Origin of the sequence: Micromonospora coerulea (genome assembly GCF_016598485.1) — a bacterium.
Classification (GTDB): Bacteria; Actinomycetota; Actinomycetes; order Mycobacteriales; family Micromonosporaceae; genus Micromonospora; species Micromonospora coerulea.
In genome coordinates this window covers 76,322-102,472 of record NZ_JAEMUW010000018.1, presented here as the reverse complement: position 1 = coordinate 102,472, position 26,151 = coordinate 76,322, and the positions used below count along the sequence as shown (strand labels likewise).

The window sequence follows — 26,151 nt, the reverse complement described above, 5'->3', positions numbered from 1 at the left end:
CGCCGAATCGCGGGACGGCCCCTCGGCCGTTGCTCGGGCGTTCGCCGGCGGTCAGCCGACGACGGTGGGGGCGGCGCGGTCGATCTGCGCGGGCGGCGCGGGTGGCGCGCCCGCCGGGACGGTGGCCACCGTCCGCGCCTCGCCCGCGCTGAGCCGGTACGACATGCCGGTCACCGCGCACCGCCCGGCTGCCACTGCGGCGGCCAGCACGGCGGAGTTGGCCAGCATCGCCTCGACGGTCTGCGCGATGTGGATGTCGACGATGGCGTCGATGTCCTCGACGCCCTCGGCCGCCGCCCGGCGCAGGCTGGGCACCACGGCGTCCACCACCGCCCCGAGGTGACCGGCGGGGGGCGTGCCGGTGCTGACCGCTTCCCGGGCGGCCTGCACGGCGCCGCACGAGTCGTGCCCGAGCACCACGACGAGCGGCGTGCCGAGCACCGTCACGGCGTACTCGACGCTGCCGAGCACCTCCGGGCCGACGGTGTGGCCGGCGGTGCGGACCACGAACAGGTCGCCGAGGCCGCGGTCGAAAATGATCTCCGCGGCGAGGCGGGAGTCGGAGCAGCCGACGATCACCGCGAAGGGGTGCTGGCCGTCGGCGACCGCGGCCCGGTGGCCGGCGTCCTGGTTGGGGTGGCGCGGGGCGCCGGTGACGAACCGGCGGTTCCCGGCGCGCAGCTCGGCGAGCGCCTGATCGGGAGTGGTCGGGGTCAATTCCCTCACCTCGTCCTCGCGCGAAACGACCTGGTCAGCCCGGCCGGCGGCGGAGGCGGCCTCGGCACCCACGGTCACACGCGGGGCAACGCACGTCAAGATTTACGTGATATGTACTTCATACGTTGAGCGGGGCTTGACCGGCGCACCAGCACGGCCACCGCCGCCCGGCCGGCCCGGCGCCGCCCGGCCGAGGGCAGGGCCGGAAAACCGAACGAAGGGCCATACGATGACGCACATGGCGACGACAGCAGGCGAGAACGGGAGCGGCCGGAACTGGACGTTTCTCACCAACCACGGGCACGTGCTGCTGGCCATCGCGCGCAACCCCACCGCGCGACTGCGCGACGTCGCCGACGAGGTCGGCGTGACCGAGCGGGCGGCCCAGGCCATCGTCGCCGACCTCGAAGCGGGCGGTTACCTGCGCCGCACCCGGGTCGGCCGGCGCAACGAGTACACGATCAACCCGAGCGGCCACTTCCGCCACCCGGCCGAGGCCGACCAGCAGGTCGGCGCGCTGCTCGCGCTGTTCACCCCGGAACCCGCCGGCAAGTCCTGACCCCGGCCCACCCGGGTGGCGGCGGGCCCGGCGCTCCTCCCGGGCAGCGATTTCAACCACCTGACCCCGCTGCGCGGGCAGTGCGACCTGGCCGGCCACGGCACCCTCGTGGCGGGCATCATCGCCGGCCAGGAGGGCACCGGGGCGCCGTACAGCGGCATCGCGCCCGAGGCCCGGATCCTGCCGGTACGGGTGCTGGCCTCCACCGAGCGCACCACCGACGAGGCGCTTCCCGGCGAGATCGCCAAGGCGATCCGGTGGGCGGTGAACCACCGGGCCGACGTGGTCAACCTGTCCCTGGTGACCCTGGACCGGCCGGAGCTGAAGGACGCCATCGACTACGCGCTCCGCAAGCGGGTCGTCGTGGTGGCCGCCGCCGGCAACCGGCAGGAGAACCAGCAGGAGCAGCCCCCGGCATCGCCGTGCTGGCCTCGGTCGGCAAGGGTGGACCGCCGGCGTGCGAGGGTGCACGAGGTCCCCGCTCTGTCCACAGCGCAGGGTGGGGCGGGTCACGTCCGCCGGAAAGATCGTCGAGCTGCATGAGGCGGACCTGACCGATAGGTTGAGGTGGTGCTGCCCGTAGCGTTCGCCCCGGCCCTGTGGGCCGCGACGCTGCGCACCCTGCGGCGGCTCACCCGGCTGGCGGTGACGGCCCTGGTGCTCGTCGTCGGGCTCGGCGGCACGACCGCCGGCCCGGCCGGGACGCCGCGCCCGGTCGCCGACTCCCATCAACCCGCCGCGGTCCGGTTCTCCCCGGCCGCCCCCGCTCCGGCACTCGCCGACCGGCCGGCCGCCGAGGCGGTCACCGGACCGGGCGGCACCCCCGCCGTCCTGCCGGTCACCGCCGCGCCGGCCGTCCTCCGGACGTCGAGCGGTGTCGTCGCAGGTGAGCGGGCCACCGTGCCGGCGGGCGGGCACCCGGCATCGGCCGTCGCCGAACCGGTCCGGCACGTCCCCGCTCCCCGACCAGTCGGCACGACCGACCCGGCGCCCGCCGACCCGGGCCGCGGCCTCGCCGGCCGGCGCGGTCCGCCGCAGGTCTGATCCGGCCGGCCGCCACCGCGCGGCCCGCCGGCTGCCCGCTGCGGCGCCGCTGGTTACCCGCCGACCCGATCGGGTACGGCCGGACAGGGGACCTCGCGCCGCAGCGCACCCCCTGCCCGTCGACCGGGCCACGCGCGTCCACTTCCGACCGATCCACCACGAGGTGCTGGTGATGCAGACCATGTTCTCCACCGTCCTGCCGGACGTCCCGCAGGCCGCCGGGATCTGGCTGGCCCTGCTCGCCGTGGCGGCGATCGCCGTCGCCGCGCTGATCGTGCGCCCAGACCGGTTCCGGTCGGTGTTCGGCGACCGGATCAGCGAGGCCGCGAGGCCGAGCAGCTTCGAGCTGGCCGAGGAGGCCCGGGAGCGGGCCCGGTACGCGCAGGAGGTGGCCGTGGCCGCGGAACGCGCGGTGACCACCGCCGAGCGGCGCCGCGCCGAGTGGCTCGCCGCCCAGGAGGAGGTCGAGCAGACCTGGCGGGCGTACGAGGCGGCGGAGGAGGACGTCCGCCGGCTGGCGGCCGCCGCCGCGCTGCCGCTGCCGCGTACCGTCCGGACGCCCGCCGAGTACGCGGACCGGGAGCGCTGGCTGCACCGGGCGGCGCTCGACGCCCAGTGGCGGCAGGAAATCACGGTCGAGCAGCTCAGCGATATCCTGGGCCACCGCGGGTGGGACCCGAGCCGGCACCCGGTGGAGCAGGAGCTGCTGCTGAAGCGGCTGGTCCGGGCCAACCTGCTCGCCCGGCAGCAGACCGCCCGGGAGCGCGAGCAGGCCGCCTGGCGGGCCGCCGAGCTGGCGACCGCCGCCGCGCGCAGCCTGCGCGACGAGGCGAATGCGGCGACCGGCCGGGTGCCGGAGGCGCAGTCGCTGCTCTCCACCGTGGACCTGTCGGGCGCCACCACCGGCCAGGAGATCGCGCCGGGCAGCCGGGCGGCGACGGAGACCACCCGGGAGACCGCGACCGTGGCCCGCGGCCGGGCCGCGGTGCCGGCGTACTGACCGGCGGCGGCGACCCGGTGGCCGCCACCCGACCGGCGCCTCGGGCCGCCCCGGATCACGCCTGACGGCCCTCGGGCCGCGCCGGTCGGGGGCGCGGTTGGCCGGTCTCCGATAGCGTGACCCTGTGTCCCGCGAGACGTGGATTCTGGTCGTGCTCGCCGCCATCGTCGCGCTGGCGACGCTGGTCGGCGCCGTGCTCCTCGCCGTCCGGCTGGTCCGGGCCCGCCGGCTGCTCGGCGCGCTCGGGGCCGGCGGCAAGGTCGCCTTCTACGGCGCGCTGATCTACACGATCCTGCCGGTCGACGTGCTGCCCGACCCGATCTACCTGGACGACATGGGCATCCTGGCCGGTGCCCTGCTCTACCTCGGCCGGCTGGCCCACCGGCACCGCGCGGCGCAGCGGCGACTGCCCGGTCAGCCGGAGTCTCCGCCGGAGCAGGGCCGGCTCCGCCGTCCCGTGCCATGATCGGGTCCGGGTCGGCGGCCGGCCCGGACCGGCGGACAGGGGGCGGGAGATGGCGGGCGACCACCGGTTGGACGCGTACGACGAACGGGTCATCGCGTTCTTCCGGGAGCGGCGCCTGGCCACGCTGACCACCCTGCGCGAAGACGGGACCCCGCACGTCGTACCGGTTGGGGTCACCTTCGATCCGGCGGCCGGGCTGGCCCGCGTGATCACCTCGGGGACCTCGGCCAAGGCCCGGCACGTCGCGGCGGCCGGCCCCGACGGCACCCCGGTCGCGGTCTGCCAGGTCGACGGCCGCTGGTGGCTGACCGTGGAGGGGCGGGCGGTGCTCCGCCGCGACCCGGAGTCGGTGGCGGAGGCCGAGCGCCGATACGCCGAGCGCTACCGCCAGCCGCGGCCCAACCCGGCGCGGGTGGTCATCGAGATCGCCGTCACGCACCTGCTGGGCAGCCTGCCCGCCGCCGAGGCGTCCGGCACCGCCTGATCGCTGCCCGGCACGCACCAGCTGGCCCCGACGGATCAGGTCCGCCACGAGCGGTATACCGGTCAGTCATAAATATGCCTCTGAGGTATATCGCCCATCAGGCACATCGGTCCGGGTCCGGGTCACCGGCGCGAGCAGTCCGCCTGGATGCCCGGTTTTCGGGCGGCCCGCGTCACGTCGGCGGCGGAATCATGGCAGGACCAGGGCCGTTACATCCTCAGTACGACCGAGCAGGACGGCCGAGCACGACGGCCGAGAAGCCGAGCGCCACTCCCGGTGCTGCGCCTCCGTATCCCGGAGCCGTCAACCCCCGAATGGAGCTTCGACATGAACACGATCATGCGTAACTGCATGCTGTCCGTCGCCGGCCTGATCATGTCCGGTGGTGTCATCGCCGGTCCCGCCGTGGCCGCGCAGGTCGCCCCGGCGCAGGCCAAGTCGGTCGGCTCGGTGACCGCCGACAAGAACAACGGCAAGGGCGAGCGCCGCGCCAACTATCAGTACGAGGCGCAGCCGAACTTCTACTACTGCGGCCCGACGTCGACCGCGATGGCGCTGTCGGCTGAGGGCAAGTTCGTCAGCCTGGACGAACTGGCGCAGAAGCTCGGCACGACCGAGAACGGCACCGATTCGGCCTTCGACATCACCCGGGTGCTGAACGATTACACCGGTGGCAAGTACAAGACCACCGAGATCCGGGACGACGTGGCCACCAAGGAGCAGGTCGAGCGCCTGCGGAACGACGTCAAGACGGCGGTGGACGCCGGTCGCCCGGTCGTCGCCAACGCGCTGGGTTACGCGGTGGACGTCGACGGCGTCCAGCACGGCTTCCCCGGTCACTACGTGACCGTCGTGGAGTACAAGGACGACGGCAACACCGTTATGATCGCCGACCCGGCCAGCCCGGCCGAGCCGGAGTACTGGATGGACGTGACCGAACTGGCCAACTGGGTTGCGGGCCGCGGTTACAGCTCCTGACCCACGAGCACGACCGCCGAAGGGCCGGTCTCCTTGAGCGGGAGACCGGCCCTTCGCCGTGTCCGGCTCAGGACCGTTTCGGGCCGGGCGCCTGGCGCGCAGGTCGACCAACGTCAAGGCCCTCGTGACGGCGGCGGTAGCCTGTGGAGGTGCCACGGCCGGTGATCTTCGACCTGTACCACACCCTCGTGCTCGGCGCCGACGACGAGCGAGACCGGGTGGTCGGCGAGATGGCCGTGCTGGTCGGGGTGGAGCCGGCCGCCCTGGTCGCCGCGTACCACGCCACCTGGCGGGACCGGCTGGTCCGCTGGGACGTGGAGGAGACCGTCCGGATCCTCGCCGGGCGGCTCGGCGGCACGCCCTCGGCCGAGGCGGTGGCCCGGGCCGGGGCACACCGGCGGGCGTTGGCCCGCCGCGTCCTGGCCTCGGTGTCACCGGTCACCCTGGACGCGCTCGACGCGCTGCGGGCCGCCGGCCACCCGCTGGCCCTGATCAGCAACGCCACGTCGGAGACCTGCGAGGCATGGCCGGCGAGCGCGCTCGCCCGCCGGCTGGACGTGGCGGTCTTCTCCTGCGAGATCGGCGTGGCCAAGCCCGATCCGGCGATCTACCGCACCGCCGCCGAGCGGCTGGGCGTCGCGCCGGCCGACTGCGTCTACGTGGGGGACGGCGCCGACGGCGAGCTGGCCGGCGCGTCCGGGGTCGGCATGACGGTGCTGCGGACCATCGAGCACAACGACAGCGACCCGGCCTGGAACGGCCCCGCGCTCGCCACTCTCGCCGAGCTGCCCGCCCTGCTGCGCGGCTGAGCTACCGCTGCCGGAGGCGCCCCGGCCTCCCGCCGGGTCGGGGCGGCGAGCCCGGTCCGGTCGGTAAGCCCCGGTCGGGGCGTCAGCGGGTGAGGATCCGGGCGAGCACGTCGTGCACGTGGGTGTTCGGGTGCTTGCCGGTGAACCGCTCCGCCAGCGGGCCGTAGGCGGTGACCGGGACGTCGACGCCGGTGTGGCCGCTGGTGGTCCAGTCCAGGGTGAAGGTCAGGCTGCTGCCCTTGATCGGGAAGGGGCCCTCGCCGGACTCGTCGGCGGTGCCGGTGTCCTCGATGGTCAGGCCGCCGCACTCGTGGTCACCGGTCACCACGACCAGGGTGTCCGGATGGGTGGCCGCATAGTCGCGGGCGACCGCGACGGCCCGGTCCAGCTCGCCGAGGGCCTGGAGCATCCCGACGCCGTCGTTGACGTGCGCGAACCCGTCGATGCCCTCCTCCTCGACGAGCAGGAAGAAGCCCCTGCTGTTGGTGGACAGGGCGGACAGTGCCTTGGCGGTCATCGTGGCGAGGCTGGCCGGCGGGTCGTAACGGCCGCCCGCACCCTCGCGGCGCGGCTGGAACAGCTCCTCGTTGGCGAAGAGCCCGAGCAACCTGCCGCCCTTGGCCGCCTGGAGCTGGTCGGCGGTGGAGACGTACTGGTAGCCCCTGGCCTCGGCCTCGGTGATCAGGTCACCCTTGGTGCCCCTGCTCGCCTCGGCCCGGTCCTCGGCCGGCCGGTCCGGGTACGCGCCGGCGACTCCCGCGGGCAGCCACCAGTCCTCGCCGCCGCCCAGGATGACGTCCGGCCTGGTCACCTCGAGGTACTGCCGGGCGATCTCGTCCTGGTCGGAGCGGTTCGCCGTGTTGGCGAAGAAGGCCGCCGGACTGGCGTCGGTCACCTGGGCGGTGGTGACCAGGCCGGTGGCCCTGCCGGCCGCCTTCGCCCGGGCGCCGAGGGTGGGCAGCGGGTTGCCGTCGACGTCCACGCTGATCGCGCCGTTGTACGTCCGCTCGCCGGTGGCCCAGGCGGTGGCCGCGGCGGCGGAGTCGGTGACCGGAGTCTTCGGGTCGTTCGGGCTCGTGGTGAGCTGGCCGGACACGGGCAGCTCGTCCATGGTGAGCTGACCGTCGAGGCCGACGAGGTGGAGGCGGGCGGCCTCGCGCTGGGCGGCGGCCATGCCGTCACCGTTGATCAGGATGACGTTGCGGGCCCGGCTCTCGTCCGGCCCGGCGTCCGCCTGCCTCATCCGGTTGGGCAGGATCAGTCCGGCGGCGGCCACCGCCCCGGCCACCGCCCCGGCGATCACCGGGGCGAGCAGCCTGCGGCTGGTACGGAAGGTCACATGTTCCTCCTGGCGGGTGGGGCGCGCTGCGCGCGTCCCACGCATCACCAGGCACCGCCCCGGGTCCTGACGCGCAGGTTAGCGCGAGGCGGTAGCGGCGCGCCGCCGGCTGCGGCTGGACCGAATTCACCAGTGGTCGTTGGTTCGACCGGCGAGCGAGGGGTAATGCCCCGGCAGGCCGAACCGACCGCACCGGTAAGGGGCAGAGATGACCGACGCACAAACCAGGACCGGCCAGGACGTCGTCGACGTTCTGATGACCGACCACCGCGAGGTGGAGGCGATCTTCGTCGAGCTGGAGAGCCGACAGGGGACGCCGGAGCACCGCCGCCAGCTCGCCGATGTGGTGATCGCCGAGCTGGTCCGCCACTCCGTCGCCGAGGAGGCGTACGTCTACCCGGCCGCCCGCAAGGCGCTGCCCGACGGGGACCAGGTCGCCGAGCACGAGATCTCGGAGCACGCCGACGCCGAGCGGACCATGAAGGAGCTGGAGTCGGTGGATCCCTCCGACTCCCGCTTCGACGAGCTGCTCAGCCACCTGACCGCCACCATCCGCCACCACGTGCAGGACGAGGAGGGGGATCTGTTCCCCCGGCTGCGCGCCGCCGTCGCCCGCGAGGAGCTGGTCGAGCTGGCCGGCAAGGTGGAGAAGGCGAAGAAGTCCGCCCCGACCCGACCCCACCCGGCCGCCCCGGACCACCCGCCGGCGAACAAGATGCTCGCCCCCGGCGCCGGCCTGGTGGACCGGATGCGGGACGCGCTGGCCGGCCGTCCCACCTCGATGGCGGAGCTGCGCAAGAAGTAGTCCCGATCTCCGGTCGTCCGATGGCCACGCCCGTCCAGGGGCGTGGCCACCGCCGCGTCAGGGGCTCGGCGGGCGCGGGTCGAGCGGCCGGTCGAAGAAGGTCTCCAGCACCACGATGGTCCGGGTGCCGGTGACGCCGTCCACCTGGAAGAGCCCGCGCAGGGTGGCCTGGAGTTGCTCGGGCGTACCGACCCGGATCTTGACAAGCAGCGAGGCGGGGCCAGCGAAGGCCGAACGACGTACAGCCACGGAGGCGTAGATGACCGAGCGGTTCAGGACGCGGTTCGAGGTGCTCGACGAGCGGTTCCGTCGGGTCAACGGCGACGAGTGGACGCAGTGCCTCTGGACGGGGGGCCGCTGGTTGGAGGGCCCGGCCTGGTTCCCTGCCGGCCGCTACCTGGTCTTCAGCGACATCCCCAACGACCGCCTGCTGCGCTGGGACGAGACCACCGGCCAGGTCGGAGTGTTCCGTCAGCCCGCCGGCTACGCCAACGGCCACACCGTCGACCGGCGGGGCCGGCTCGTGAGCTGTGAGCAGGGCAACCGGCGGGTCACCCGGACCGAGCCGGACGGCACCGACACCGTGCTCGCCGACCGCTGGCGAGGCCGCCGGCTCAACAGCCCCAACGACGTGGTCGAGCACTCCGACCGTTCGATCTGGTTCACCGACCCCAGCTACGGCATCGACAGCGACTACGAAGGGCACCGGGGCGAGAGCGAGATCGGCGGCAACCACGTCTACCGGGTGGACCCGCACGGCGGCGAGGTGCGGATGGTCGCCGACGACTTCGGGCAGCCCAACGGCCTCGCCTTCAGCGCCGACGAGTCGACCCTCTACGTGGTCGACACCCGGGCCCGGCACCTGCGCCGGTTCACGGTGACCGAGAGCGGCACGCTGCGCGGCGGGGAGGTCTTCGCCACCTGCGACGCCGGCTCCTTCGACGGCGTACGGCTCGACGAGGCCGGGCGGGTCTGGGTCGCCGCGCACGACGGGCTGCACTGCTTCGACCCGGACGGCACCCTGCTGGGCAAGCTGCACCTGCCCGAGGTGGTCGCCAACTTCACCTTCGGCGGCCCGAAGCGCAACCAGCTCTACATCTGCGCCTCCAGCTCGCTGTTCAGCCTGCGGGTGAACCTCAACGGGGTCCGCTACCCGGGCTGATGACCCGTCACCCCTCCGGCGCGATCCGGCGGAAACTCTCCACGTCGGACACCACGATGTGCCGGCGCAGATGCCCCGAGCCGATGCACCGCGTCGGATCCACGTGCAGCCGCCACTGCGCCCCGCCGGTCACGCCGTCGGCGTCCATCCGCCTCCCCGGTCCCCGATTGCCGGGGATGGAAACGGCGCTCCCGGACCACCGGGGTGCGGCGGTCCGGGAGCGCGGTGACGTCAGCGCTGGTCGGTGTCCCCCTCGCCGGTCCGCTGCTGCGCCATGTCGACGCCCTTGTCGGTCTGCTCGTCGTACTTGCCGCCGGTGCGCTGGTCGGCCATCTCGCCGGCCTTGTCCAGTCCCTGGTCGACCTGCTTGTCGTGCTTGTCGGCGAAGTCCTGGGCCTTGTCCGTGAAGTCACTCATGTTGGATCTCCCTTCGTTGCCGTCATGCCTTCCCTCGGGCCGAGAGCACAAACGCACCCCGAACCGCCCCGGGGACAAGCGGTCGATCCCTCCGACTCGCGCCGAAAGGGCTCACCCTGCCGTCACCTCGTCGCAGGTCGCCGCTCACCCCGGCCGCACCGACACTGCCCCCGCCTCCCCCCACCCCAAGACCCGCACACATTCACGAAATCAGTGGCTTTGCTGTGCGGGAAAGCCCCTCATTCATGGAAACTGCGGCGAGGTGGGGCGGCGGCTCGGTGAGGGGTGGGGTGTTGGATCGGGGCGGGGCGGGTATCGAGCGGCCACGATCGAGGAGGTCGACGTGATCGAGGACGATGCCGGGCTGAGGCCCGAGGCGACGGTGGAGCGCGCCCGCGCGGCGGGGCCCCGACAGGCGTGGGCCGGGCTGCCCTGGCCGGTCCGGACCGCGGTGACCTGGAGCGCCTGCCTGGTGGTGGTGATCGCCGGGCTGTGGCTGCTGGGCAAGGTGGCCGTGCTGCTGGCGCCGCTGGCCATCGCGCTGGCCGGGACGCTCTTCCTCACTGCGCTGCTCGACCCGGTGCTGCTCCTGCTGCGCCGGCTGCGGGTGCCGTCGGCGCTCGCCGCCCTGCTCAGCATCCTGCTGCTGCTCGGCGTGCTGGTCGGGGTGGGCGTGCTGGTGTGGAACCTGACCGCGAGCCAGTTCGGGGAGCTGAGCCAGCAGCTCGACCAGGGTATGGAACGCAGCCGCGACTTCGTCACCTCCACCCTGCCCATCACCGACGCCCAGCTGGACCGGCTGATCCAGCAGACCAGGGACGGGCTCAGCGGCAGCACCCCGGACCCGGTGGGCGGGGCGCGTACCGTCGCCGAGGTGGCCGGTTCGGTGCTGCTGGCGCTGGTGCTGCTCTTCTTCCTGCTCAAGGACGGCCGGTCGATGTGGCACTGGGTGCTGCGCCGGATGACCGGCCCGAACCGGGCGGTCACCGAGGAGGCGGGCCGGGTGGGCTGGCGGACCCTCGGCTCGTACAGCCGCGGCACGATGATCATCGCGGCGATCGACGCCCTCGGTATCGGGCTGGCGCTGGTGCTCCTCGGGGTGCCGCTGGCGCTGCCACTGGCCCTGATCACCTTCCTCGGCGGGTTCGTGCCGATCATCGGTGCGACGGTGGCCGGCGCGGTGGCGGTGCTGGTCGCCCTCGCCGCGAACGGCCCGACCACCGCGCTGCTCACCCTGGCCGCGGTGATCACCGTCCAGCAGATCGAGGGCAACCTGCTGGAGCCGTTGATCATGAAGCGTCAGGTGCAGCTGCATCCCGCCGTCATCCTGGTCGTGGTCACCGCCGGGACGCTGATCGGCGGCATCGCCGGCGCCTTCGTCTCGGTCCCGATCGCCGCCGTGACCTGGCGCGTCATCGACACCGTCCAGCGCCACCCGCAGCCGTCGCCGCCCACGCCGCCCGCCCAGCCCGCCGCCGGCTGAGCCGGCCCACCGCTGGTTGGCCGGCCCACCCGCCGCCCGAGCCGGCGCACCCCGAGCTGACCCGGCGCACCGCGGGCTGAGCCGGCGCACCCCGAGCTGACCCGGCGCACCGCGGGCTGAGCCGGGCCGGCAGCGGCCGGTCAGGCGGGGACGGCGAGTCGGGTGGCGAACCAGGTGGCGGCATGGTCGGCGACCTGTTCGAGGGTGCCGGGCTCCTCGAACAGGTGGGTGGCGCCCGGGACGATCCGCAGCTCCGCCACGTCGCCCAGCTCGGCCTGCGCCTGCTCGTTGAGCACGATCACCTGCTCGTCCAGGCCGCCCACCAGCAACAGCGTGGGCGCCCGGACCTGCGCCAGGGCGGCACCGGCCAGATCCGGCCGGCCGCCCCGGGAGACCACCGCCCGGACCCGGTCCGGCCGGACGGCGGCGGCGACCAGGGCGGCCGCGGCCCCGGTGCTGGCCCCGAACAACCCCACCGGCAGCGGGCCCAGATCCGGATCCGTCGCCATCCAGTCGACGATCGCGGCCAACCGGTTCGCGAGCAGCCCGATGTCGAAGCGCAGCTCGGCGGTCCGGGCGTCCACCGCGTCCTCGGCGGGGGTGAGCAGGTCGACCAGCACGGTGGCCAGCGACCGGTCGTTGAGCACGTGGGCGACCGCCACGTTGCGCGGACTGTGCCGGGAACTGCCGCTGCCGTGGGCGAAGAGCACCACCCCGGCCGGTCGGTCCGGCACGATCAGGTCGGCCGGGAGGCCTTCGTCGGCCACCGGAATCGTCACCTCACGCGTCTGCATCTTTGCCTCCGCCTCCGCCTCCGCAAACCGCCGGCCGGCACCGGCAACCGGCACCGCATACCCCGGCGGCATACCCCGGCGGCCGGCCCGCTCACCTGTTGCGTTGACGCCGACGGCAAGGTTTAGCGTGACGTCGAGGGCGGGCGAGGGAGGTCGGATGCTGATCGGTGAGCTGGCGGAACGCGCCGGCACGAGCACCCGCACCCTGCGGTACTACGAGACCCGGGGGCTGGTCCGGCCGCGCCGGTCGGCCAACGGCTACCGGGTCTACGACGAGGCGGAACTGCGCGTGGTGCACGAGATCCGGGCGCTGCTGGCGGTCGGCTTCGACCTCGACGACATCCGGCCGTTCGTGGCCTGCCTGCGGGCCGGCAACAGCTCCGGCGACGTCTGCCCGGACTCGGTCGCCGTACTGCGCCGCAAGCTCGCCGAGGTGGACGACTACCTCGACCGGCTCGGCACGGTGCGGCGGCAGCTGCACGACCAGTTGGCCCGCGCGATCGCCCACCGGGAGAAGACATGCCTCAGGACACGGAACAGGCCCGACTGACCACGGTCACCGACGCCACGTTCGCCGCGACGGTGCTGGCCAGCACCCGGCCGGTGGTGGTCGACTTCTGGGCGGAGTGGTGCCCGCCCTGCCGCGCGGTCTCCCGGCACCTGGCGGAGCTGGCCGAGGAGTTCGGCGACGCGCTGCTCTTCGCCGCGCTCAACTCCGACGAGAACCCGGCCACCACCCGCGCCTACGGGGTGATGTCCATGCCGACCATGCTGGTCTTCCGGGACGGCGAGGTGGTCGGCTCGATCGTCGGCGCCCGGCCGAAGAACCACCTCCGATTGAGCTTCGCCCGCCACCTGGAGCGCTGACCGGCCGTTTGCCGCCGGGCCGATCGGGAAGGCGATCAGGGACCGTAGATCGGCGCAGCCGCGCCCCGACGGATCGCGAGGATCGTCATGGCCCAGCAGCAGGACAGGTCCCGGCAGCAGACCACCGAACGGGAACGGCAGGAACGGGACGCCGAGCACGCCCGGAACTTCGGGGACGAAGCGGCCGACGCCCGGACGCCGGAGGATCCGCGGGCGGTGGCGCCCCGGGACGCGGGCGGCCGCCCGTCCAACGGCCGCCAGTTCTGATCGCCCTCGGCGCGTCCCGGCCCACGTGGGCCGGGACGCGCCGCCGCTCAGCTCGAGCTCTCCGGCAGGTGGAGCAGAGGCGCCCGGCCGGGCGGCTGCTCCGGTTGTGGGCCGGACGGGTGGGCCGGCGGCACCGGCACGGTGACCGGCTGGTTGGAGGTGACCCGGACCGGCTCGCCGTGGTGGCGCAGCTCCAGCACGGTGTCCGGTGCGCCGTGCCGCAGCGAGTAGGTCGTCTGGTGCGGCCGGACGTCGACCCGCAACCGCATCGACTGCCACTGGAGCGAGAACTCCAGCCGGCTGAGCCGGCTGGACAGGCGCGGCGAGAAGGACAGCGTCCCGTCGTGGTCGCGCAGGCCGCCGAAGCCGGCGACCAGGGCGATCCAGGCACCGGCCAGCGAGGCCATGTGCACGCCGTCGCGGGTGTTCTCGTTCAGGTCGTGCAGGTCCATCAAAGCGGCCTCGCGCAGGTAGCGGTGGGCCAGCTCCGGGTGGCCCACCTCGGCCGCCATCACCGCCTGGGTGCAGGCCGACAGGGAGGAGTCGCGGACCGTCCGGCGCTCGTAGTACTGGAAGTTGTGCAGCTTCTGCTCGCCGGTGAACGCGTCGCCCCGCCAGTGCATGGCCAGCACCAGGTCGGCCTGCTTGACCACCTGCTTGCGGTACAGGTCGAAGTACGGGTAGTGCAGCAGCAGCGGGTACTTCTCGGGCGGGGTGTGCTCGAAGTCCCATTCCTGCAACCGGGTGAAGCCCTCGACCTGCTCGTGCACGCCCAGTTCCTCGTCGTACGGGACGTGCATGGCGTTCGCGGCGTCCCGCCAGGCGGCAGCCTCCTCCTCGCTGACCCCGAGGTCGAACGCCTGGTCCCGCAGGCGCATGGCGCAGTCGGCGGCGGTCAGCAGGTTCCGCTGCGCCATCAGGTTGGTGTAGATGTTGTCGTTCTTCACCGCGGTGTACTCGTCCGGGCCGGTCACCCCGTCGATGTGGAACTGGCCGTTGCGGTCGTGGTGCCCCAGCGAGCGCCACAGCCGGGCCGTCTCCACCAGCAGCTCCAGGCCGATCTCCTGTTCCAGCCCCTGGTCGCCGGTGACCAGGATGTACCGGCGCAACGCGTCGGCGACGCCCGCGGCGATGTGGAACGCGGCCGTGCCGGCCGGCCAGTACGCCGACGACTCCGGCCCCTCGATGGTTCGCCAGGGGAAGGCGGCGCCCCGGAGGTTGAGGGTCCGGGCCCGCTCGTGCGCCTGGGCCAGGGTGGAGTGCCGCCAGAAGAGCGCGTCCCGGACCGCGGCCGGCTGGGTGTAGGTGAGCACCGGCAGCACGAACATCTCGGTGTCCCAGAACGCGTGCCCGTCGTAGCCCGGCCCGGTCAGCCCCTTGGCGGAGATCGGGCGCCGCTCGGCCCGGGCGCCGGCCTGGAGCACATGGAACAGCCCGAAGCGGACCGCCTGCTGCACCTCCGGGTCGCCCTCCACCCGGACGTCGGCGGCGTCCCAGAACTCGTCCAGGTACTCCCGCTGCGCCCGGCGCAGCCCGTCCCAGCCGTCGAGGCGGGCGGCGGCGAGCGCCGCGCCGACCTGGTCGCGCAGCGCCGGCAGCGAGCGCCGGCTGGACCAGCCGTACGTCAGGTACTTGACCACCCGCAGCGTCTGGCCGGGCTTGAGCACGCAGCCGATGGTGGTACGGACCCAGTCCTCGTACCCCTCGGACTCGATCGTGGTGCGGTCCGGGCCCGCCACGTCGTGCGCCATGGCGGCGCCGACCCGGAGGCCACTGACCTTGGTGCGGTGAATCAGCAACCCGCCGTCGTCGGTGGTCAGCTCCTCCTCGGCCTGCAACGGGGACTCCAGCACCGCGGCCACCCGGGGATCCTTGCTCTGCGCCGGCAGGGTCTCGTTGGCGACCAGCTCGGACTGGAGGATCAGCCGCAGCGGCCCGTCGATCGCCTCGACCTCGTACTGGATCGCGGCAACCGCGCGCTGGGTGAACGACACCAGCCGGGTGCTGCGGACCTTGACGTCCTGCCCGGCCGGCGAGCGCCAGTGCAACTCCCGGTGCAGGGTGCCGGCGCGCAGGTCGAGGACCCGCTCGTGGGAGAGCAGCTCGCCGTACCGGACGTCGAGCGGCTCGTCGTCGACCAGCAGCCGGATCAGCTTGCCGTTGGTGACGTTGACGATGGTCTGGCCGGACTCGGGGAAGCCGTAGCCGGCCTCCGCGTACGGCAGCGGGCGCAGCTCGTAGAACGAGTTGAGGTACGTGCCGGGCAGGCCGTGCGGCTCCCCCTCGTCCAGGTTGCCGCGCAGCCCGACGTGCCCGTTGGAGAGGGCGAAGACGGACTCGGACTGGGCGAGCACGTCCGTGTCCAGCCGCAACTCGCGGACGTGCCAGGGTTCAACCGGATAGGCGCGCTCCCGAATCATGCCGCGGACTCCTCCATCAGCTCGGCCAGGTCGGTGACCACGAGGTCGGCGCCGTGGGCTCGCAGCTCGTCGGCCTGGCCGACCCGGTCGACGCCGATCACGTAGCCGAAGCCGCCGGCCTTCCCGGCGGCCACCCCGGCCTGCGCGTCCTCGAACACGGCGGCGTGCTCCGGGGCGACGCCGAGCAGCTCGGCGCCGGCCAGGAAGGTGTCCGGGTACGGCTTGCCGCGCAGCCCCCGCTCCCGGGCGACCAACCCGTCGACCCGGGCCTCCAGCAACGGGTCCAGGCCGGCGGCGGCGACCACGTCCCGGCAGTTGGCGCTGGCCGAGACCACCGCCCGGCGCAGTCCCGCCGCCGCCGCGGCCTCCAGGTACGCCACCGAGCCCGGATACACCTCGACCCCGTCGGTGTGGATCCGCTTGAGCAGGACGACGTTCTTCCGGTTGCCCACGCCGTTGACCGTGTCCGCCTCCGGCGGGTCCTCCGGCGTGCCCTCGGGCAGCGTGATGCCGCGGGAGGCCAGGAAGGAACGCACCCCGTCGGCGCGTGGCTTGCCGTCCACGTACCGGTTGTAGTCCGGCCCCGGGTCGAACGGCCGGAACGACTCACCGGTGGCGGCCGCCCGCTTCCGCAGGAACGCGTCGAAGGTCTCGGTCCAGGCAGCGTTGTGCACCTTGGCGGTCTGCGTCAGCACACCGTCCAGATCGAAGAGACACGCGGTCACGTGAGCGGGTAGACCCAGCACGGTTCGAATCTATCCACCGAACCGTCCGGGCAAACCGGAATCGCCCGGCGCGTCAGCGGTTCGGGCGCAGTGTCCAGATCACCGTCATGGTCGCGGTGGGCGTCCCGTCCTCGGTGCTGATCTCCACCTCGACGGGGAACTCGGGCCGCTGACCGGCGTCCAGCTCGGCGATCACCTCGTCCGGAGTGCGCCCCAGCCGGGCGGTGGCCCGCACCGGCCCCAGGGCGAGCTTGCGGTACGCGATCTGCGCGGAGACGGCCAACGGCACCGCCCGGTCGAGCAGCTGCCCGAACGCGGCGAGCACCACCGCGCCGGAGGCCGTCTCCCCGAGGGTGAACATCGCGCCGGCGTGCGGGCCGCCGACGTGGTTGTGGGTGGCGGGCGAGTCGGGCAGCCGGACGACAGCCCGGACCCCGCCCGCCGCCTCGGGGGCGACCTCGACGAATTCGAAACCGAGAGTGCGGGCGAACGGCACGGCCTCGAGCATGCCGGCTGCCACCTGGCGCGAGTCGATGGACATACCCAGACGCTACTCGCCGGTAACTTCGCGGGCAAGGGGTTCCGCCCTGGCCGGAGCCTCACCGCCAGCCGACGTCGATCCGGTCGCCCCGCTCGTCGAAGAAGTGCAGCGCGTCCGTCCGGACCTGGACGGCCAGCGGGTGCCCCGCCGACACCGCCGGGTACGGGGCGAGCCGGACCGCCAGCTCCGCCGGGCGGCGGTGGTGCCGGCCCGGGTCGTTGAGCACGCTGGTCCGGTTGCCGCCATCGCTGCTCGGCGCCGAGACCGGTACGTCCGCCGCCCGGCCGGCCAGCCGCTGCATCACCTGACCGAACCGGCGCAGGCCGCGCTGGCCGTTCGCGCCGGGCTCGACCGGGCCGCCCATCTCGTCCACCATGATCGCGGTGGCGCCGATGTCGAGGAAGGCCAGCGACTCGTGCCCGTGGTGCTCCAGGTAGCGGATCCGTCCCTGGAGCACGGCACCCGCGGTGTCCGGGGCGACCGGGGTGAGCGCCTCGGCCCGCATCCCGACCACGATCCGCTCGCCGTGGTAGTGCGCCACCGCCCGGCTGCGGATGTCGTCCCAGGGCAGGTAGAGCGCCTGGTCGCCGAGGTTGAGGGTGACGTACCGGTCGAGGTGGACGTAGACCGAGGCCTCCAGCAGGTTCATCCGCGGGCTGCCGAGGAACGCGGCCACGTAGAGGGTGGCAGGGCGGCCGTACACCTGGGTCGGGGTCCCCACGTCCTGGAGCACGCCCTTGCGCATGATGGCGACCCGGTCGGCCATGGTCAGCGCCTCGGCCTGGTCGTGGGTGACGTAGATGGTGGTGACGCCCAACTCGCGGGTGAGCCCGGAGATCTCGGCGCGCAGTTCGGCGCGCAGCCCGCTGTCCAGGTTGGAGAGCGGCTCGTCCATCAGGAACAGCCCCGGACGGCGGACGATCGCCCGCCCCATCGCCACCCGCTGCCGCTGGCCGCCGGAGAGCTGGCTGGGCTTGCGGCCGAGCACGTCCCCGATGCCCAGGGCGCCGGCCACGTCCTGGATCCGCTCCCCGCGCGGGGCCGGCTCGACCCCGGCCAGCCGCAGCGGGAAGCCGATGTTGTCGCCCACGGTCATGTGCGGATAGAGCGCGAAGTCCTGGAAGACCATGGCGATCTTCCGCTCCCGGGGTGGCAGGTCGTTGGCCAGCTCGCCGTCGAGCATCACCGCGCCGGTGGATGGATCCTCCAGCCCGGCCACCATCCGCAGCACGGTGGACTTGCCGCAGCCCGAGGGCCCGAGCAGCACCATGAACTCGCCGTCGTTGACGTCCAGATTGATGGTGTCGACCGCAACTGTCCCGTCCGGGAACACCTTGGTCACATCCTTGAGTGCGACGGTGGTCACCGTCTCCTCCCCCAGCTCGTCGACCGAACCCGGCAATGACTGTGACCAGGATCATTCGATCAGCACATCGGGTAAACGTGCCATGTTGCACCCGTGACATACCTATTAACGTTCATCGACCACGCCGGATCGATCGAAGCGGCGGTTCGACCGCTCAGGCGGACTCGTCGAGGAAGACCCGGCGGACCACCCGCTCGGCGGCGTGCCCGTCGTCCAGCGCACAGAACCGGGCGCGGAACTGCCGCCGGCACTGCTCGGCCGCCGCCGACCGGACCGCGTCGGTGCGGAACAGGTCGAGCAGCGTGGGAAAGTCCTCAGCCACCGCCCCGGGCGGCTCGGCGAGCAGGTCGAAGTAGACCCCGCGGGCCACCCGGTACGCCGTCCAGTCCGGCGCGTAGACGACGATCGGCCGGTCCAGGACGGCGTAGTCGAACATCGCCGACGAGTAGTCGGTGACGAGCACGTCGGCGGCGAGGTAGAGATCCTCCACCCGGTCGTGGGCGCTGACGTCGAGCAGCTGGCCGACGGCCGGCCCTCGGGGTCGGCGGTCCCGGTCGTGGAAGTAGTGGCTGCGCATCAGCAACCGCCCGGCCGGGCCCAGCACGTCGAGCAGCCGCTCCGGGTCGAACGGCGGCCGCCACCCCGGCAGGTGCTCGCGGTGCGTCGGCGCGTAGAGCACCACCCGCTCGTCCGGGCCGATGCCCAGCTCCGCCCGGACCTTCTGCACCTCGTCCGGGGTGGCCAGCGCCAACCGGTCGTTACGCGGGTAGCCGACCTCCAGCGTGGTGTATTCGGCCGGGTACGCCCGCTCCCACATCTGGGTCGAGAAGCTGTTCGAGGTGACGCTGTAGTCCCACCGGTCCACCCGGCGCAGCAGCTTCGCGAAGTCCATCCCCATCGCGCCGACCGGGTACCGCTGCTGGTCCAGTCCCATCACCTTGACCGGGGTGCCGTGGTGGGTCTGCACGTGCACGGACCCGGGCCGCTTGCGGACGAAGTCCGGGAAGTTGACGTTGTTGACCAGCCAGCGGGCCCGGGCGAGGGCCCGGTAGTAGGCCGGGGTGCCGGCGACGACGTACTCCACGCCGGGCGGGAGCGTGCCGACCCGGTCCCGCCGGACGACCCACACCCCGCGCACGTGCGGGACGAGCCGGCGGGCGGCGGCGTACACGGCGGCCGGATTGCAGGCGTACCCCCGGTACCAGTAGGCGGCGTAGAGGGCGAGGGTCGGGTCGAGCGGCCGGTGCAGCTCGGCCCGGTAGTACTCGCGCAGCGCCGCCTCCCGCGACCGCCGGGCGACCCGGCGAGCCACCGGCAGCACCCGTCGGCGGACCCGCCGCACCGAGCGCCGGGCGGCCTCGCCGGTTTGGTTGGCACCGCGCAGCGCGGTGAAGGTACGCCACCGGCCGGCCGCCACCAGCCGGTGCTTCACCCCCTCGACGCCGGGCGGCACCGGGTACCCGCCGGGCGGCCGGAACCGGCCGTGATCGGCGTGCATCTGGGCGAAGAACGCCGGCCGCAACTCCGGCGCGATCCGGTCGCCGTTGCCGAGCACGGTCAGGTAGTGCCAGATCATCCGCTCGAAGACGGCCGGGCGCAGCTCGACCACCGCCGGCCCCCACCGGTCCATCAGCCGGAACACCCGGTGCCACTGGGCGAACACCTCGAAGTGCCGGTCACCCCGGGTCCGGGTGATCGCCCCGGTCCGCCGCTGCCGGTAGTTCAGGCAGACCCGGTCCAGCACCCCGATCCGCTCGGCGGCCATCAGGGCGGGATAGCTGAACGAGACGTCCTCGTACCAGCCGGGGGCGAAGCGCAGCCCCTGCTCGACGAGGAACCGCCGGCGGACCACCCGATTCCACGCGGTGTGCAGCAGCCGCATGGTCTCCGGCCGGTCCCGCAGCCGGAACGTCGCCTCGCCGGGCGGCTCGGGGAACACGTCGGCCATCGCACTGCGGGTGCCGACGTTGTTCCAGTGCGCCCGGACGTGGTCGACGATCAGCACGTCGGGGCGGGTGGCGAGCAGCCGGTCGGCGACGTGCGGCAGGCAGCCCGGGACCAGCCAGTCGTCGCCGTCGACGAACCAGACGTACTCGCCGACGGCCCGGTCCAGCCCGATGTTGCGGGCCGGACCGAGGCCGACGTTCTCGGTGAGCAGGACCGGGCGCACCCGCGGGTCGCGGGCCGCGTACTCGGTGAGGATCGCGCCGCTGTCGTCCGGGGAGGCGTCGTCGACCCCGATCACCTCGAGGCCGTCGAACGGCTGGTCGAGGATCGAGTCGAGGCACTCCCGCAGGTAGCTCTGCACCTTGAAGGCCGGTACGACGAAGCTGATCAGAGTCATCCCGGCCTGGCCCTCCGTCAGCCCGGCGAGCGGTCACCTCCGCCCACCGGGACCGGCGTCCGTCGGGCGCGGGCCGGCAGCACCACCCAGGCGAGGACCACACTCGCGACGAAAACCACGAGAAGGTACGTACCGAGTGTAGCCAGAGCGATACTCACAATTCCGGCGATTGACGCGACCGCCAGCAGCACCGAGCGCACCTCCCAGCCCAGCGTGGCGGCGTGCAACGGCGGTGCCGCCTGCCGCTTCTCCAGCCGCGCGGTCAGGTCGTAGTGATGCAGGATCAGCACGAAGACGTACCCGAAGATCAGCCACGCCGGCGCCCGGCCCGCCACCCCGACGGCGATCGCGAAGAGATACTCCGCGGCTCGCAGCGCGGCCGGCACCAGCCAGTCCAGCGACCCGGCGTGCGCCGCCCGCGCCCCCTGCGCCCCGCTCAACAGCACCACCAGCGCCGCGATCACCGCCCAGTCGGGCGGCCGGCGCCCGGCGTGGACCGCCCACAGCGCCCACAGCAACAGCACCACCGCGCCCGACGCGCTGACCATCGCCAGCGTCAGCGGCCGGCGCGACACCGGCAGGATCCGGGCCAGCGGGCCGTCGTCGCGGTACAGCGTGGTGTCGACCGTGGTCAGCACCGGCACCCGCATCCAGCGGGCCCGCAGCGTGCGCAGCGCCCCGGTGTACGCGAACGCCAGCGCTCCCCACACCAGCACCGCGCAGAGCGCCACCAGCGGACCGAGCAGCGCGGCGGCCAGCGCGATCAGCGCCCACCGCTCGCCGATCGGGAAGACCACCGTCCGCTTCAGCCAGTACGACACCGAGCCGGTGTCCGCCTGCACCTTCGTCGAGGCGGCGTTCAGCTTCCCGCCGATGCCGCCGGCCTCCCCGGTCGCCGGGCGGGGGCGCCGGGCGGCCTCGTCGTGCAGCACGCCGTACCAGGTGTCGGTCATGTGCCGGACGGTCTGCAGGGTCATCGCGGCGATGGCCAGCGCCCAGCCGTAGCGGAACCCGGCGTGGGTCGCCCCGTAGCCGAGGCCGGCGTAGACCAGGTACTCCTTCGCCCGGTCGGCCATGGTGTCCAGCCAGCCGCCCCAGGCGCTGAAGTGCCGGGTGTAGCGGGCCAGCTGGCCGTCCACGCAGTCGAGCACGAAGCCGAGGTAGAGCAGGACCGCCCCGGCGACCAGTGCGGGCCGCCCGCCGGCGCCGAAGAGCACCGCCGCGGCCACCGCGAAGAGCACCGAGATCAGGGTGACCCCGCTCGGCCCCAGCCCGAGCCGGGCCGCCGCCTTCGTCACGTACGGCGACCAGGTGCTGACGAAGAACGTGGTGAAGAAGTCGTCCCGCTCCTTCACCGAGAGCCGCAGCTCCGCCTTGTCCTCGTCGACCGCGGCCACCGCCGACTCGGCGGCGGTCAGCTCCGCGCCGGTGCTCACCCGGTGCGCCACGAGCAGGCGTACCCGGTGGGCGAAGATCAACGTGCCGCGCGCCGCGAGCTCCGCGAAGAGCCGGTCCACCGCGGACCCGGTCGCCGTTCCCGCGCGTCCGGCCGCCGCCCGGGCGGCGGCGGCCAGGGCCGGCAGGTCGTCGACGCTGACCCGCAGCGCGGCGCCGAACACCCCGGTGGGGTCGGCCAACTCGCCCGGCCGGCCGACCGCGACCACCTGGCCGCGCTCCTCCCGGACCGTGACCTGACCCACCGCCGGCGGGTCGGTGAGCACCAGCGCCACCGTCGGCCCCACCGGGCTGGTCGCCAGGTGCTTGAGTACGGCCGTGTGCGCCACCAGGTCCGCGCCGCTGACCAGCACCGGGCCGGTGGCGGCGGCCACCAGCGCCGCCAGCTCGCCCAGGTCGGCGGCGACCCGGACGTCGTCGCCGCCGGCCCCGCGCCACTGCCCGGCCAGCCGCTCGACCAGGTTCTCCCCGGCACCGGTCGTCAGGCCCGCCGCCGGCGGTTCGGCGGCGAGCACGATCGCGAGCGTCACCGTGGCGCCGCGCTCGCGTAGGCGCCGAGCGCCTCGTCGATCGTCCCGTCGACCACCAACCGGCCGCCGTCGAGGTAGAGCCCCCGACGACAGAACCGGGTGAGGTCCTTTTCGTTGTGTGACACCAGCACCAGCGTGCGCCCTTCCGCGAGAAGTCGCTCGATGGTCGCATAGCACTTCGCGCGGAACTCCGCGTCCCCGACCGCGGTCACCTCGTCCACCAGCAGGACGGGGTGCGGCAGGTGCGCGATCACCGCGAAGCCGAGCCGCACCTTCATCCCCGACGAGTAGTGCCGGACGGAGGTGTCGATGGACCGCTCGACCTGCTCCCCGGCGAACGACACGATCTCGTCGAAGTGCCGGCGCAGGTAGCCGGTGGACAACCCGTGCAGGCCGCCGACCAGGTAGAGGTTCTCCCGGCCGGTCAGGTCGTTGGAGAAACCGGCGGAGAGTTCCAGCAGCGGAGCCACGTCGCCGTGCACCCGGATCCGGCCCTCGTCCGGGATCAGCACCCCGGCGATCAACCGGAGCAGGGTGCTCTTTCCGGTGCCGTTGCGCCCGACCACCCCGACGGTCTCCCCCGCCTCGACCCGGAACGAGACGTCACGCAGCGGCCAGAACTGGCCGGCGGCCGCGCTCCGCCCACCCCGGTGGATGAGCAGTTCCCGCAGCCGGAGCTGACGGCGCCGGTTACGGACGAAGCGGATGCCGAGGCCCTCCGCCTCGATGATCGCCATTCACAGTTCCTTCAGCACGGCGGGTTCGAGCCGGCGGAACGACCACCAGCCGACCGTCAGCACCAGCAGGCTGCCCAGCACGGTGGTGGCGAGCAGCCGGGCGTCGGGGAACTCGTCCGGGTACCAGATCGCGTGGTGCAGCTGGAAGATGCCGACCAGCGGGTTCAGCTCGTAGGTCACCTTCAGCCAGGTGGGCATGCCGGAGTCCCGGACCAGGCTCAGCGGGTAGATGATCGGGGTGGCGTAGAAGAGCACGCGGATGATCAGCCGCATGAACCGCTCGATGTCCCGCATCAGCACGTTCCACGCCGACAGCAGCAGCGCGACCCCGACCAGCAGGACCAACTGAACCGCGACGGCCAGCGGCAGGGCGAGCAGGCTCCAGCCCGGGTGGACCTTCCCGTGCGCGGCGTAGACCGCGGCGATGGCGATCAGGATGGGCAGGCCGGCGGCGTACTCGGCGAACCGGCCGGCGACCCGGCCGATCGGGAAGACCTGCCGGGGTACGTTCATCGTGGTGATCAGCCGGGCCTGGCCGGTCAGCGCGTTCGTCGCCTCGTTGAGCGCCGAGCTGGCCCACATCCAGGCGAAGATGCCGGTGATCAGGAACAGCGGGTACGACTCCGCCGCGTCGCCCAGGTGGCGGCGGGTGGCCCCGGAGTAGAGCACCCCGAAGACGAACCAGTAGATCGCGCCCATGCCGAGCGGCTCGATCAGCGACCAGAGGTAGCCCAGGACCGACTGCTGGTACTTCACCGCGAGGTCCCGCTTCACCAGGATGCGCAGCGAGTTACGGGCCGACCAGAGCGCGCCGACGCCTGACGTCACCGGCCCCTCCTCGCTCGTCGTCGCCGTCCTCCGGGCCGCGGCGCGCGGGGCTCACCCCACCGGGGTCAGCATTCAATCACGTTGACCGCCAGGCCGCCCCGCGCCGTCTCCTTGTACTTGACCTTCATGTCGGCGCCCGTCTCCCGCATGGTCTTGATGACCTTGTCCAGCGAGACGGCGTGCACCCCGTCGCCGCGCAGCGCCAGCCGGGCGGCCGTGATCGCCTTGATGCTAGCCACCGCGTTCCGCTCGATGCATGGGATCTGCACCAGGCCACCGACCGGGTCGCAGGTGAGGCCGAGGTTGTGCTCCATGCCGATCTCGGCCGCGTTCTCCACCTGCTCCGGGGTGCCACCCAGCGCTTCGGCCAGCCCCGCGGCGGCCATCGAACAGGCCGAACCCACCTCGCCCTGGCAGCCGACCTCCGCGCCGGAGATCGACGCGTTCTCCTTGAACAGCACGCCGATCGCGCCCGCCGCCAGCAGGAAGCGGACCACCCCGTCGTCGGAGGCGCCCGGTACGAACCGGGTGTAGTAGTGCAGCACCGCCGGAATGATCCCGGCCGCCCCGTTCGTCGGCGCGGTGACCACCCGGCCGCCGGCCGCGTTCTCCTCGTTCACCGCCAGCGCGAAGAGGGTGACCCAGTCCATCGCCCGCAACGGATCGGTAAAGTCCGTCTCCGCCTCCAGGCTGCGCCGCAGCTCCGCGGCCCGACGCCGCACCTTCAGCCCGCCCGGCAGGGTGCCGTCCCGCTCGCAGCCCCGCTCCACGCACTCCCGCATGACCCGCCAGATCTCCAGCAGCCCGGCCCGCACCTCTGCCTCGGTACGCCAGGACAGCTCGTTGGCGAGCATCACCTCGCTGATCGACAGGCCGGTGGCGGTGGTGACCGCCAGCAGTTCACCGCCGGTGAGGAACGGGTACCGCACCCGGGTGGTGTCCGGGATGATCCGGTCCGCCCCGGCGGCCGCCTCGTCGACCACGAACCCGCCGCCCACGGAGTAGTACGTCCGAGCGCGGACCTGCTCGCCCGCAGAGTCGTACGCGGCGAAGGTCATCCCGTTCGGGTGGTACGGCAGCGACCGGCGGCGGTGCAGCACCAGATCCCGGTCCGGGTCGAAGTCGATCTCCTGGGCCCCGAGCAGGCTCAGCCGCCGCTCGGCGCGGATCCGCGCCACCCGGGACCCCACCGTGTCGGTGTCGACCGTCTCCGGGGACTCCCCCTCCAAGCCCAGCAGCACCGCCCGGTCGCTGCCGTGGCCGTGGCCGGTCGCGCCGAGCGAGCCGAACAGCTCGGCCTGCACCCGGGTGGTGTCGGCGAGGAGCCCGTCCGCCTTGAGCCCGGTGACGAAGGTCCGGGCCGCTCGCATCGGCCCGACGGTGTGCGAGCTGGACGGCCCGATGCCGACGCTGAAGAGGTCGAAAACACTGATCATGGCTGCACTTTCCTCGCCGTCGCACCCCGTTGTGCGGAGTCCGGCCCGGTCGTGCCGACCCTGGTCCGGGCCGGCTGGCAGGGTGCCCGGGGTGTGGGCGCCCGACCGGCCAGCCTACTCCGCCCAGGTCACCCCGCGTCCGCGCCCGCACCCGTCCCCGGTCTCGACCCGGCACATTCCGGCACGGCCCCGCGCCCCGCATCGGCGTGGACCCGGCGGGTATGCACCTACGGGTGCCCGGGTCGCCGATCCTCCTCGGGACCGAGGGCACGGTGGGCGCGCCTGCCTACCGTTGAGTGCAGCGCGGCGGACCGCCGCAGAGTGGAGTACGAGGATGAGTCGCAAACTGGTCCGACCCCGTCAGGGGCGCATGCTCGCTGGCGTCTGCGCCGGCCTGGCGCAGCGGTTCGGCACGTCGGCCGGCATGATCCGGCTGTTGTTCCTGCTGTCGCTGCTGCTGCCCGGCACGCAGGTGATCGTCTACCTGGTGCTGTGGATCCTGATGCCGAACGAGGACCGCTACGACACCCGCTACTGATCGCCCCGAACGCGACGCGCCCGTCCCGGGATCCGGGGCG

29 protein-coding genes and 1 pseudogene are annotated in these 26,151 nt (G+C 73.2%); 15 read left to right on the top strand and 15 right to left on the bottom strand.

Annotation, left to right across the window (positions count from 1 at the left end; all coding sequences use genetic code 11):
• Window positions 1-51: 51 nt before the first annotated feature.
• A complete protein-coding gene (locus I8N68_RS22615) occupies window positions 52-717 on the bottom strand; it encodes a carbonic anhydrase (RefSeq protein WP_200213686.1) in 666 nt (221 codons plus the stop codon).
• A 229-nt stretch (window positions 718-946) separates the two neighbouring features.
• On the opposite strand from I8N68_RS22615, the gene I8N68_RS22610 reads away from it, so the two are divergent.
• From I8N68_RS22610 to I8N68_RS22575, 8 genes are all read left to right on the top strand, one after another.
• The gene (locus I8N68_RS22610; protein WP_200213684.1) at window positions 947-1,276 is read left to right on the top strand and encodes a helix-turn-helix transcriptional regulator; all 330 of its coding nucleotides are present in this window, start codon (window positions 947-949) and stop codon (window positions 1,274-1,276) included.
• Window positions 1,277-1,291: 15 nt separating this feature from the next.
• Entirely contained in the window at window positions 1,292-1,819 is a 528-nt protein-coding gene (locus I8N68_RS22605; protein ID WP_200213682.1) for a S8 family serine peptidase, read from the top strand.
• Between the two features lie 27 nt (window positions 1,820-1,846).
• Window positions 1,847-2,320: a hypothetical protein gene (locus I8N68_RS22600; protein WP_200213680.1), complete on the top strand. Its 474-nt coding sequence runs from the start codon at window positions 1,847-1,849 to the stop codon at window positions 2,318-2,320.
• A gap of 172 nt (window positions 2,321-2,492) precedes the next feature.
• Window positions 2,493-3,320 (top strand): hypothetical protein, encoded by an 828-nt coding sequence (locus tag I8N68_RS22595; protein ID WP_200213678.1) that lies wholly within the window; start codon window positions 2,493-2,495, stop codon window positions 3,318-3,320.
• Between the two features lie 124 nt (window positions 3,321-3,444).
• Window positions 3,445-3,786, top strand: coding sequence for a YkvA family protein (locus tag I8N68_RS22590; protein WP_200213676.1), 342 nt, complete (start codon window positions 3,445-3,447; stop codon window positions 3,784-3,786).
• A gap of 49 nt (window positions 3,787-3,835) precedes the next feature.
• Window positions 3,836-4,270, top strand: a complete 435-nt coding sequence (locus I8N68_RS22585) for a pyridoxamine 5'-phosphate oxidase family protein (RefSeq protein WP_200213674.1) — start codon at window positions 3,836-3,838, stop codon at window positions 4,268-4,270.
• 327 nt (window positions 4,271-4,597) lie between these two features.
• Window positions 4,598-5,248, top strand: a complete 651-nt coding sequence (locus I8N68_RS22580) for a C39 family peptidase (protein WP_200213672.1) — start codon at window positions 4,598-4,600, stop codon at window positions 5,246-5,248.
• Between the two features lie 149 nt (window positions 5,249-5,397).
• Window positions 5,398-6,057, top strand: coding sequence for an HAD family hydrolase (locus I8N68_RS22575; protein ID WP_200213670.1), 660 nt, complete (start codon window positions 5,398-5,400; stop codon window positions 6,055-6,057).
• Window positions 6,058-6,139: 82 nt separating this feature from the next.
• On the opposite strand, the gene I8N68_RS22570 is transcribed toward I8N68_RS22575, so the two are convergent.
• Window positions 6,140-7,396: an alkaline phosphatase gene (locus I8N68_RS22570; RefSeq protein ID WP_307812930.1), complete on the bottom strand. Its 1,257-nt coding sequence runs from the start codon at window positions 7,394-7,396 to the stop codon at window positions 6,140-6,142.
• Between the two features lie 208 nt (window positions 7,397-7,604).
• On the opposite strand from I8N68_RS22570, the gene I8N68_RS22565 reads away from it, so the two are divergent.
• The gene (locus I8N68_RS22565; protein WP_200213666.1) at window positions 7,605-8,201 is read left to right on the top strand and encodes a hemerythrin domain-containing protein; all 597 of its coding nucleotides are present in this window, start codon (window positions 7,605-7,607) and stop codon (window positions 8,199-8,201) included.
• 57 nt (window positions 8,202-8,258) lie between these two features.
• On the opposite strand, the pseudogene I8N68_RS33070 reads toward I8N68_RS22565, so the two are convergent.
• A pseudogene (locus I8N68_RS33070) lies at window positions 8,259-8,426 on the bottom strand (Lrp/AsnC ligand binding domain-containing protein); the annotation flags it as partial.
• A gap of 34 nt (window positions 8,427-8,460) precedes the next feature.
• Here I8N68_RS33070 and I8N68_RS22555 point away from each other — a divergent pair.
• Window positions 8,461-9,363: an SMP-30/gluconolactonase/LRE family protein gene (locus I8N68_RS22555; RefSeq protein WP_200213664.1), complete on the top strand. Its 903-nt coding sequence runs from the start codon at window positions 8,461-8,463 to the stop codon at window positions 9,361-9,363.
• 7 nt (window positions 9,364-9,370) lie between these two features.
• Here I8N68_RS22555 and I8N68_RS22550 read toward each other — a convergent pair whose 3' ends face one another.
• Window positions 9,371-9,511 (bottom strand): hypothetical protein, encoded by a 141-nt coding sequence (locus I8N68_RS22550; RefSeq protein WP_200213663.1) that lies wholly within the window; start codon window positions 9,509-9,511, stop codon window positions 9,371-9,373.
• 83 nt (window positions 9,512-9,594) lie between these two features.
• On the bottom strand, window positions 9,595-9,780 hold the full coding sequence (locus I8N68_RS22545) for an antitoxin (RefSeq protein WP_200213662.1): 186 nt from the start codon (window positions 9,778-9,780) through the stop codon (window positions 9,595-9,597).
• Window positions 9,781-10,123: 343 nt separating this feature from the next.
• On the opposite strand from I8N68_RS22545, the gene I8N68_RS22540 reads away from it, so the two are divergent.
• Window positions 10,124-11,263, top strand: coding sequence for an AI-2E family transporter (locus I8N68_RS22540; protein ID WP_307812929.1), 1,140 nt, complete (start codon window positions 10,124-10,126; stop codon window positions 11,261-11,263).
• A 140-nt stretch (window positions 11,264-11,403) separates the two neighbouring features.
• Here I8N68_RS22540 and I8N68_RS22535 read toward each other — a convergent pair whose 3' ends face one another.
• Window positions 11,404-12,057, bottom strand: a complete 654-nt coding sequence (locus I8N68_RS22535) for a dienelactone hydrolase family protein (RefSeq protein ID WP_200213659.1) — start codon at window positions 12,055-12,057, stop codon at window positions 11,404-11,406.
• Window positions 12,058-12,214: 157 nt separating this feature from the next.
• Here I8N68_RS22535 and I8N68_RS22530 point away from each other — a divergent pair, with 157 nt between their 5' ends.
• The 3 genes from I8N68_RS22530 to I8N68_RS22520 all read left to right on the top strand — a co-directional run bounded on the left by I8N68_RS22530 (window position 12,215) and on the right by I8N68_RS22520 (window position 13,191).
• Window positions 12,215-12,607 (top strand): MerR family transcriptional regulator, encoded by a 393-nt coding sequence (locus I8N68_RS22530; RefSeq protein WP_200213657.1) that lies wholly within the window; start codon window positions 12,215-12,217, stop codon window positions 12,605-12,607.
• Window positions 12,577-12,924 (top strand): thioredoxin, encoded by a 348-nt coding sequence (gene trxA, locus I8N68_RS22525; RefSeq protein ID WP_307812928.1) that lies wholly within the window; start codon window positions 12,577-12,579, stop codon window positions 12,922-12,924. Before I8N68_RS22530 ends, trxA begins: the two co-directional genes overlap by 31 nt.
• 87 nt (window positions 12,925-13,011) lie before the next feature.
• The gene (locus tag I8N68_RS22520) at window positions 13,012-13,191 is read left to right on the top strand and encodes a hypothetical protein (RefSeq protein ID WP_200213655.1); all 180 of its coding nucleotides are present in this window, start codon (window positions 13,012-13,014) and stop codon (window positions 13,189-13,191) included.
• A 47-nt stretch (window positions 13,192-13,238) separates the two neighbouring features.
• On the opposite strand, the gene I8N68_RS22515 is transcribed toward I8N68_RS22520, so the two are convergent.
• The 9 genes from I8N68_RS22515 to I8N68_RS22475 form a co-directional block, all read right to left on the bottom strand.
• A complete protein-coding gene (locus tag I8N68_RS22515; RefSeq protein ID WP_200213653.1) occupies window positions 13,239-15,611 on the bottom strand; it encodes a glycoside hydrolase family 65 protein in 2,373 nt (790 codons plus the stop codon).
• Window positions 15,608-16,357: a beta-phosphoglucomutase family hydrolase gene (locus tag I8N68_RS22510; protein ID WP_200213651.1), complete on the bottom strand. Its 750-nt coding sequence runs from the start codon at window positions 16,355-16,357 to the stop codon at window positions 15,608-15,610. Before I8N68_RS22510 ends, I8N68_RS22515 begins: the two co-directional genes overlap by 4 nt.
• 52 nt (window positions 16,358-16,409) lie before the next feature.
• Complete coding sequence (locus I8N68_RS22505; RefSeq protein WP_200213649.1) at window positions 16,410-16,877, bottom strand: DUF4442 domain-containing protein; 468 nt, start codon at window positions 16,875-16,877, stop codon at window positions 16,410-16,412.
• 58 nt (window positions 16,878-16,935) lie between these two features.
• Complete coding sequence (locus tag I8N68_RS22500) at window positions 16,936-18,243, bottom strand: ABC transporter ATP-binding protein (protein ID WP_200213647.1); 1,308 nt, start codon at window positions 18,241-18,243, stop codon at window positions 16,936-16,938.
• 154 nt (window positions 18,244-18,397) lie between these two features.
• Window positions 18,398-20,587: a bifunctional glycosyltransferase/CDP-glycerol:glycerophosphate glycerophosphotransferase gene (locus tag I8N68_RS22495; RefSeq protein WP_200213645.1), complete on the bottom strand. Its 2,190-nt coding sequence runs from the start codon at window positions 20,585-20,587 to the stop codon at window positions 18,398-18,400.
• Between the two features lie 17 nt (window positions 20,588-20,604).
• Window positions 20,605-22,572: a DUF5941 domain-containing protein gene (locus I8N68_RS22490; RefSeq protein WP_200213643.1), complete on the bottom strand. Its 1,968-nt coding sequence runs from the start codon at window positions 22,570-22,572 to the stop codon at window positions 20,605-20,607.
• On the bottom strand, window positions 22,569-23,309 hold the full coding sequence (locus I8N68_RS22485) for an ABC transporter ATP-binding protein (protein ID WP_200213641.1): 741 nt from the start codon (window positions 23,307-23,309) through the stop codon (window positions 22,569-22,571). The genes I8N68_RS22490 and I8N68_RS22485 overlap by 4 nt, the downstream gene beginning before the upstream one ends.
• Window positions 23,310-24,137, bottom strand: coding sequence for an ABC transporter permease (locus tag I8N68_RS22480; protein ID WP_200213639.1), 828 nt, complete (start codon window positions 24,135-24,137; stop codon window positions 23,310-23,312). It abuts the gene before it with no gap.
• Window positions 24,138-24,202: 65 nt separating this feature from the next.
• The gene (locus I8N68_RS22475; RefSeq protein ID WP_200213636.1) at window positions 24,203-25,573 is read right to left on the bottom strand and encodes an L-serine ammonia-lyase; all 1,371 of its coding nucleotides are present in this window, start codon (window positions 25,571-25,573) and stop codon (window positions 24,203-24,205) included.
• A gap of 334 nt (window positions 25,574-25,907) precedes the next feature.
• Between I8N68_RS22475 and I8N68_RS22470 the strand changes: the two genes are divergently transcribed.
• Window positions 25,908-26,111: a PspC domain-containing protein gene (locus I8N68_RS22470; RefSeq protein WP_200213634.1), complete on the top strand. Its 204-nt coding sequence runs from the start codon at window positions 25,908-25,910 to the stop codon at window positions 26,109-26,111.
• Window positions 26,112-26,151: the final 40 nt, after the last annotated feature.

Coding starts and splice junctions, on each gene's coding strand:
- I8N68_RS22610 (WP_200213684.1), top strand. CDS start 947: ATGACGCACATGGCGACGACAGCAGGCGAGAACGGGAGCGGCCGGAAC.
- I8N68_RS22595 (WP_200213678.1), top strand. CDS start 2,493: ATGCAGACCATGTTCTCCACCGTCCTGCCGGACGTCCCGCAGGCCGCC.
- I8N68_RS22585 (WP_200213674.1), top strand. CDS start 3,836: ATGGCGGGCGACCACCGGTTGGACGCGTACGACGAACGGGTCATCGCG.
- I8N68_RS22580 (WP_200213672.1), top strand. CDS start 4,598: ATGAACACGATCATGCGTAACTGCATGCTGTCCGTCGCCGGCCTGATC.
- I8N68_RS22565 (WP_200213666.1), top strand. CDS start 7,605: ATGACCGACGCACAAACCAGGACCGGCCAGGACGTCGTCGACGTTCTG.
- I8N68_RS22555 (WP_200213664.1), top strand. CDS start 8,461: ATGACCGAGCGGTTCAGGACGCGGTTCGAGGTGCTCGACGAGCGGTTC.
- I8N68_RS22550 (WP_200213663.1), bottom strand. CDS start 9,511: ATGGACGCCGACGGCGTGACCGGCGGGGCGCAGTGGCGGCTGCACGTG.
- I8N68_RS22545 (WP_200213662.1), bottom strand. CDS start 9,780: ATGAGTGACTTCACGGACAAGGCCCAGGACTTCGCCGACAAGCACGAC.
- I8N68_RS22535 (WP_200213659.1), bottom strand. CDS start 12,057: ATGCAGACGCGTGAGGTGACGATTCCGGTGGCCGACGAAGGCCTCCCG.
- I8N68_RS22530 (WP_200213657.1), top strand. CDS start 12,215: ATGCTGATCGGTGAGCTGGCGGAACGCGCCGGCACGAGCACCCGCACC.
- trxA (WP_307812928.1), top strand. CDS start 12,577: ATGCCTCAGGACACGGAACAGGCCCGACTGACCACGGTCACCGACGCC.
- I8N68_RS22520 (WP_200213655.1), top strand. CDS start 13,012: ATGGCCCAGCAGCAGGACAGGTCCCGGCAGCAGACCACCGAACGGGAA.
- I8N68_RS22515 (WP_200213653.1), bottom strand. CDS start 15,611: ATGATTCGGGAGCGCGCCTATCCGGTTGAACCCTGGCACGTCCGCGAG.
- I8N68_RS22505 (WP_200213649.1), bottom strand. CDS start 16,877: ATGTCCATCGACTCGCGCCAGGTGGCAGCCGGCATGCTCGAGGCCGTG.
- I8N68_RS22495 (WP_200213645.1), bottom strand. CDS start 20,587: ATGACTCTGATCAGCTTCGTCGTACCGGCCTTCAAGGTGCAGAGCTAC.
- I8N68_RS22485 (WP_200213641.1), bottom strand. CDS start 23,309: ATGGCGATCATCGAGGCGGAGGGCCTCGGCATCCGCTTCGTCCGTAAC.
- I8N68_RS22475 (WP_200213636.1), bottom strand. CDS start 25,573: ATGATCAGTGTTTTCGACCTCTTCAGCGTCGGCATCGGGCCGTCCAGC.
- I8N68_RS22470 (WP_200213634.1), top strand. CDS start 25,908: ATGAGTCGCAAACTGGTCCGACCCCGTCAGGGGCGCATGCTCGCTGGC.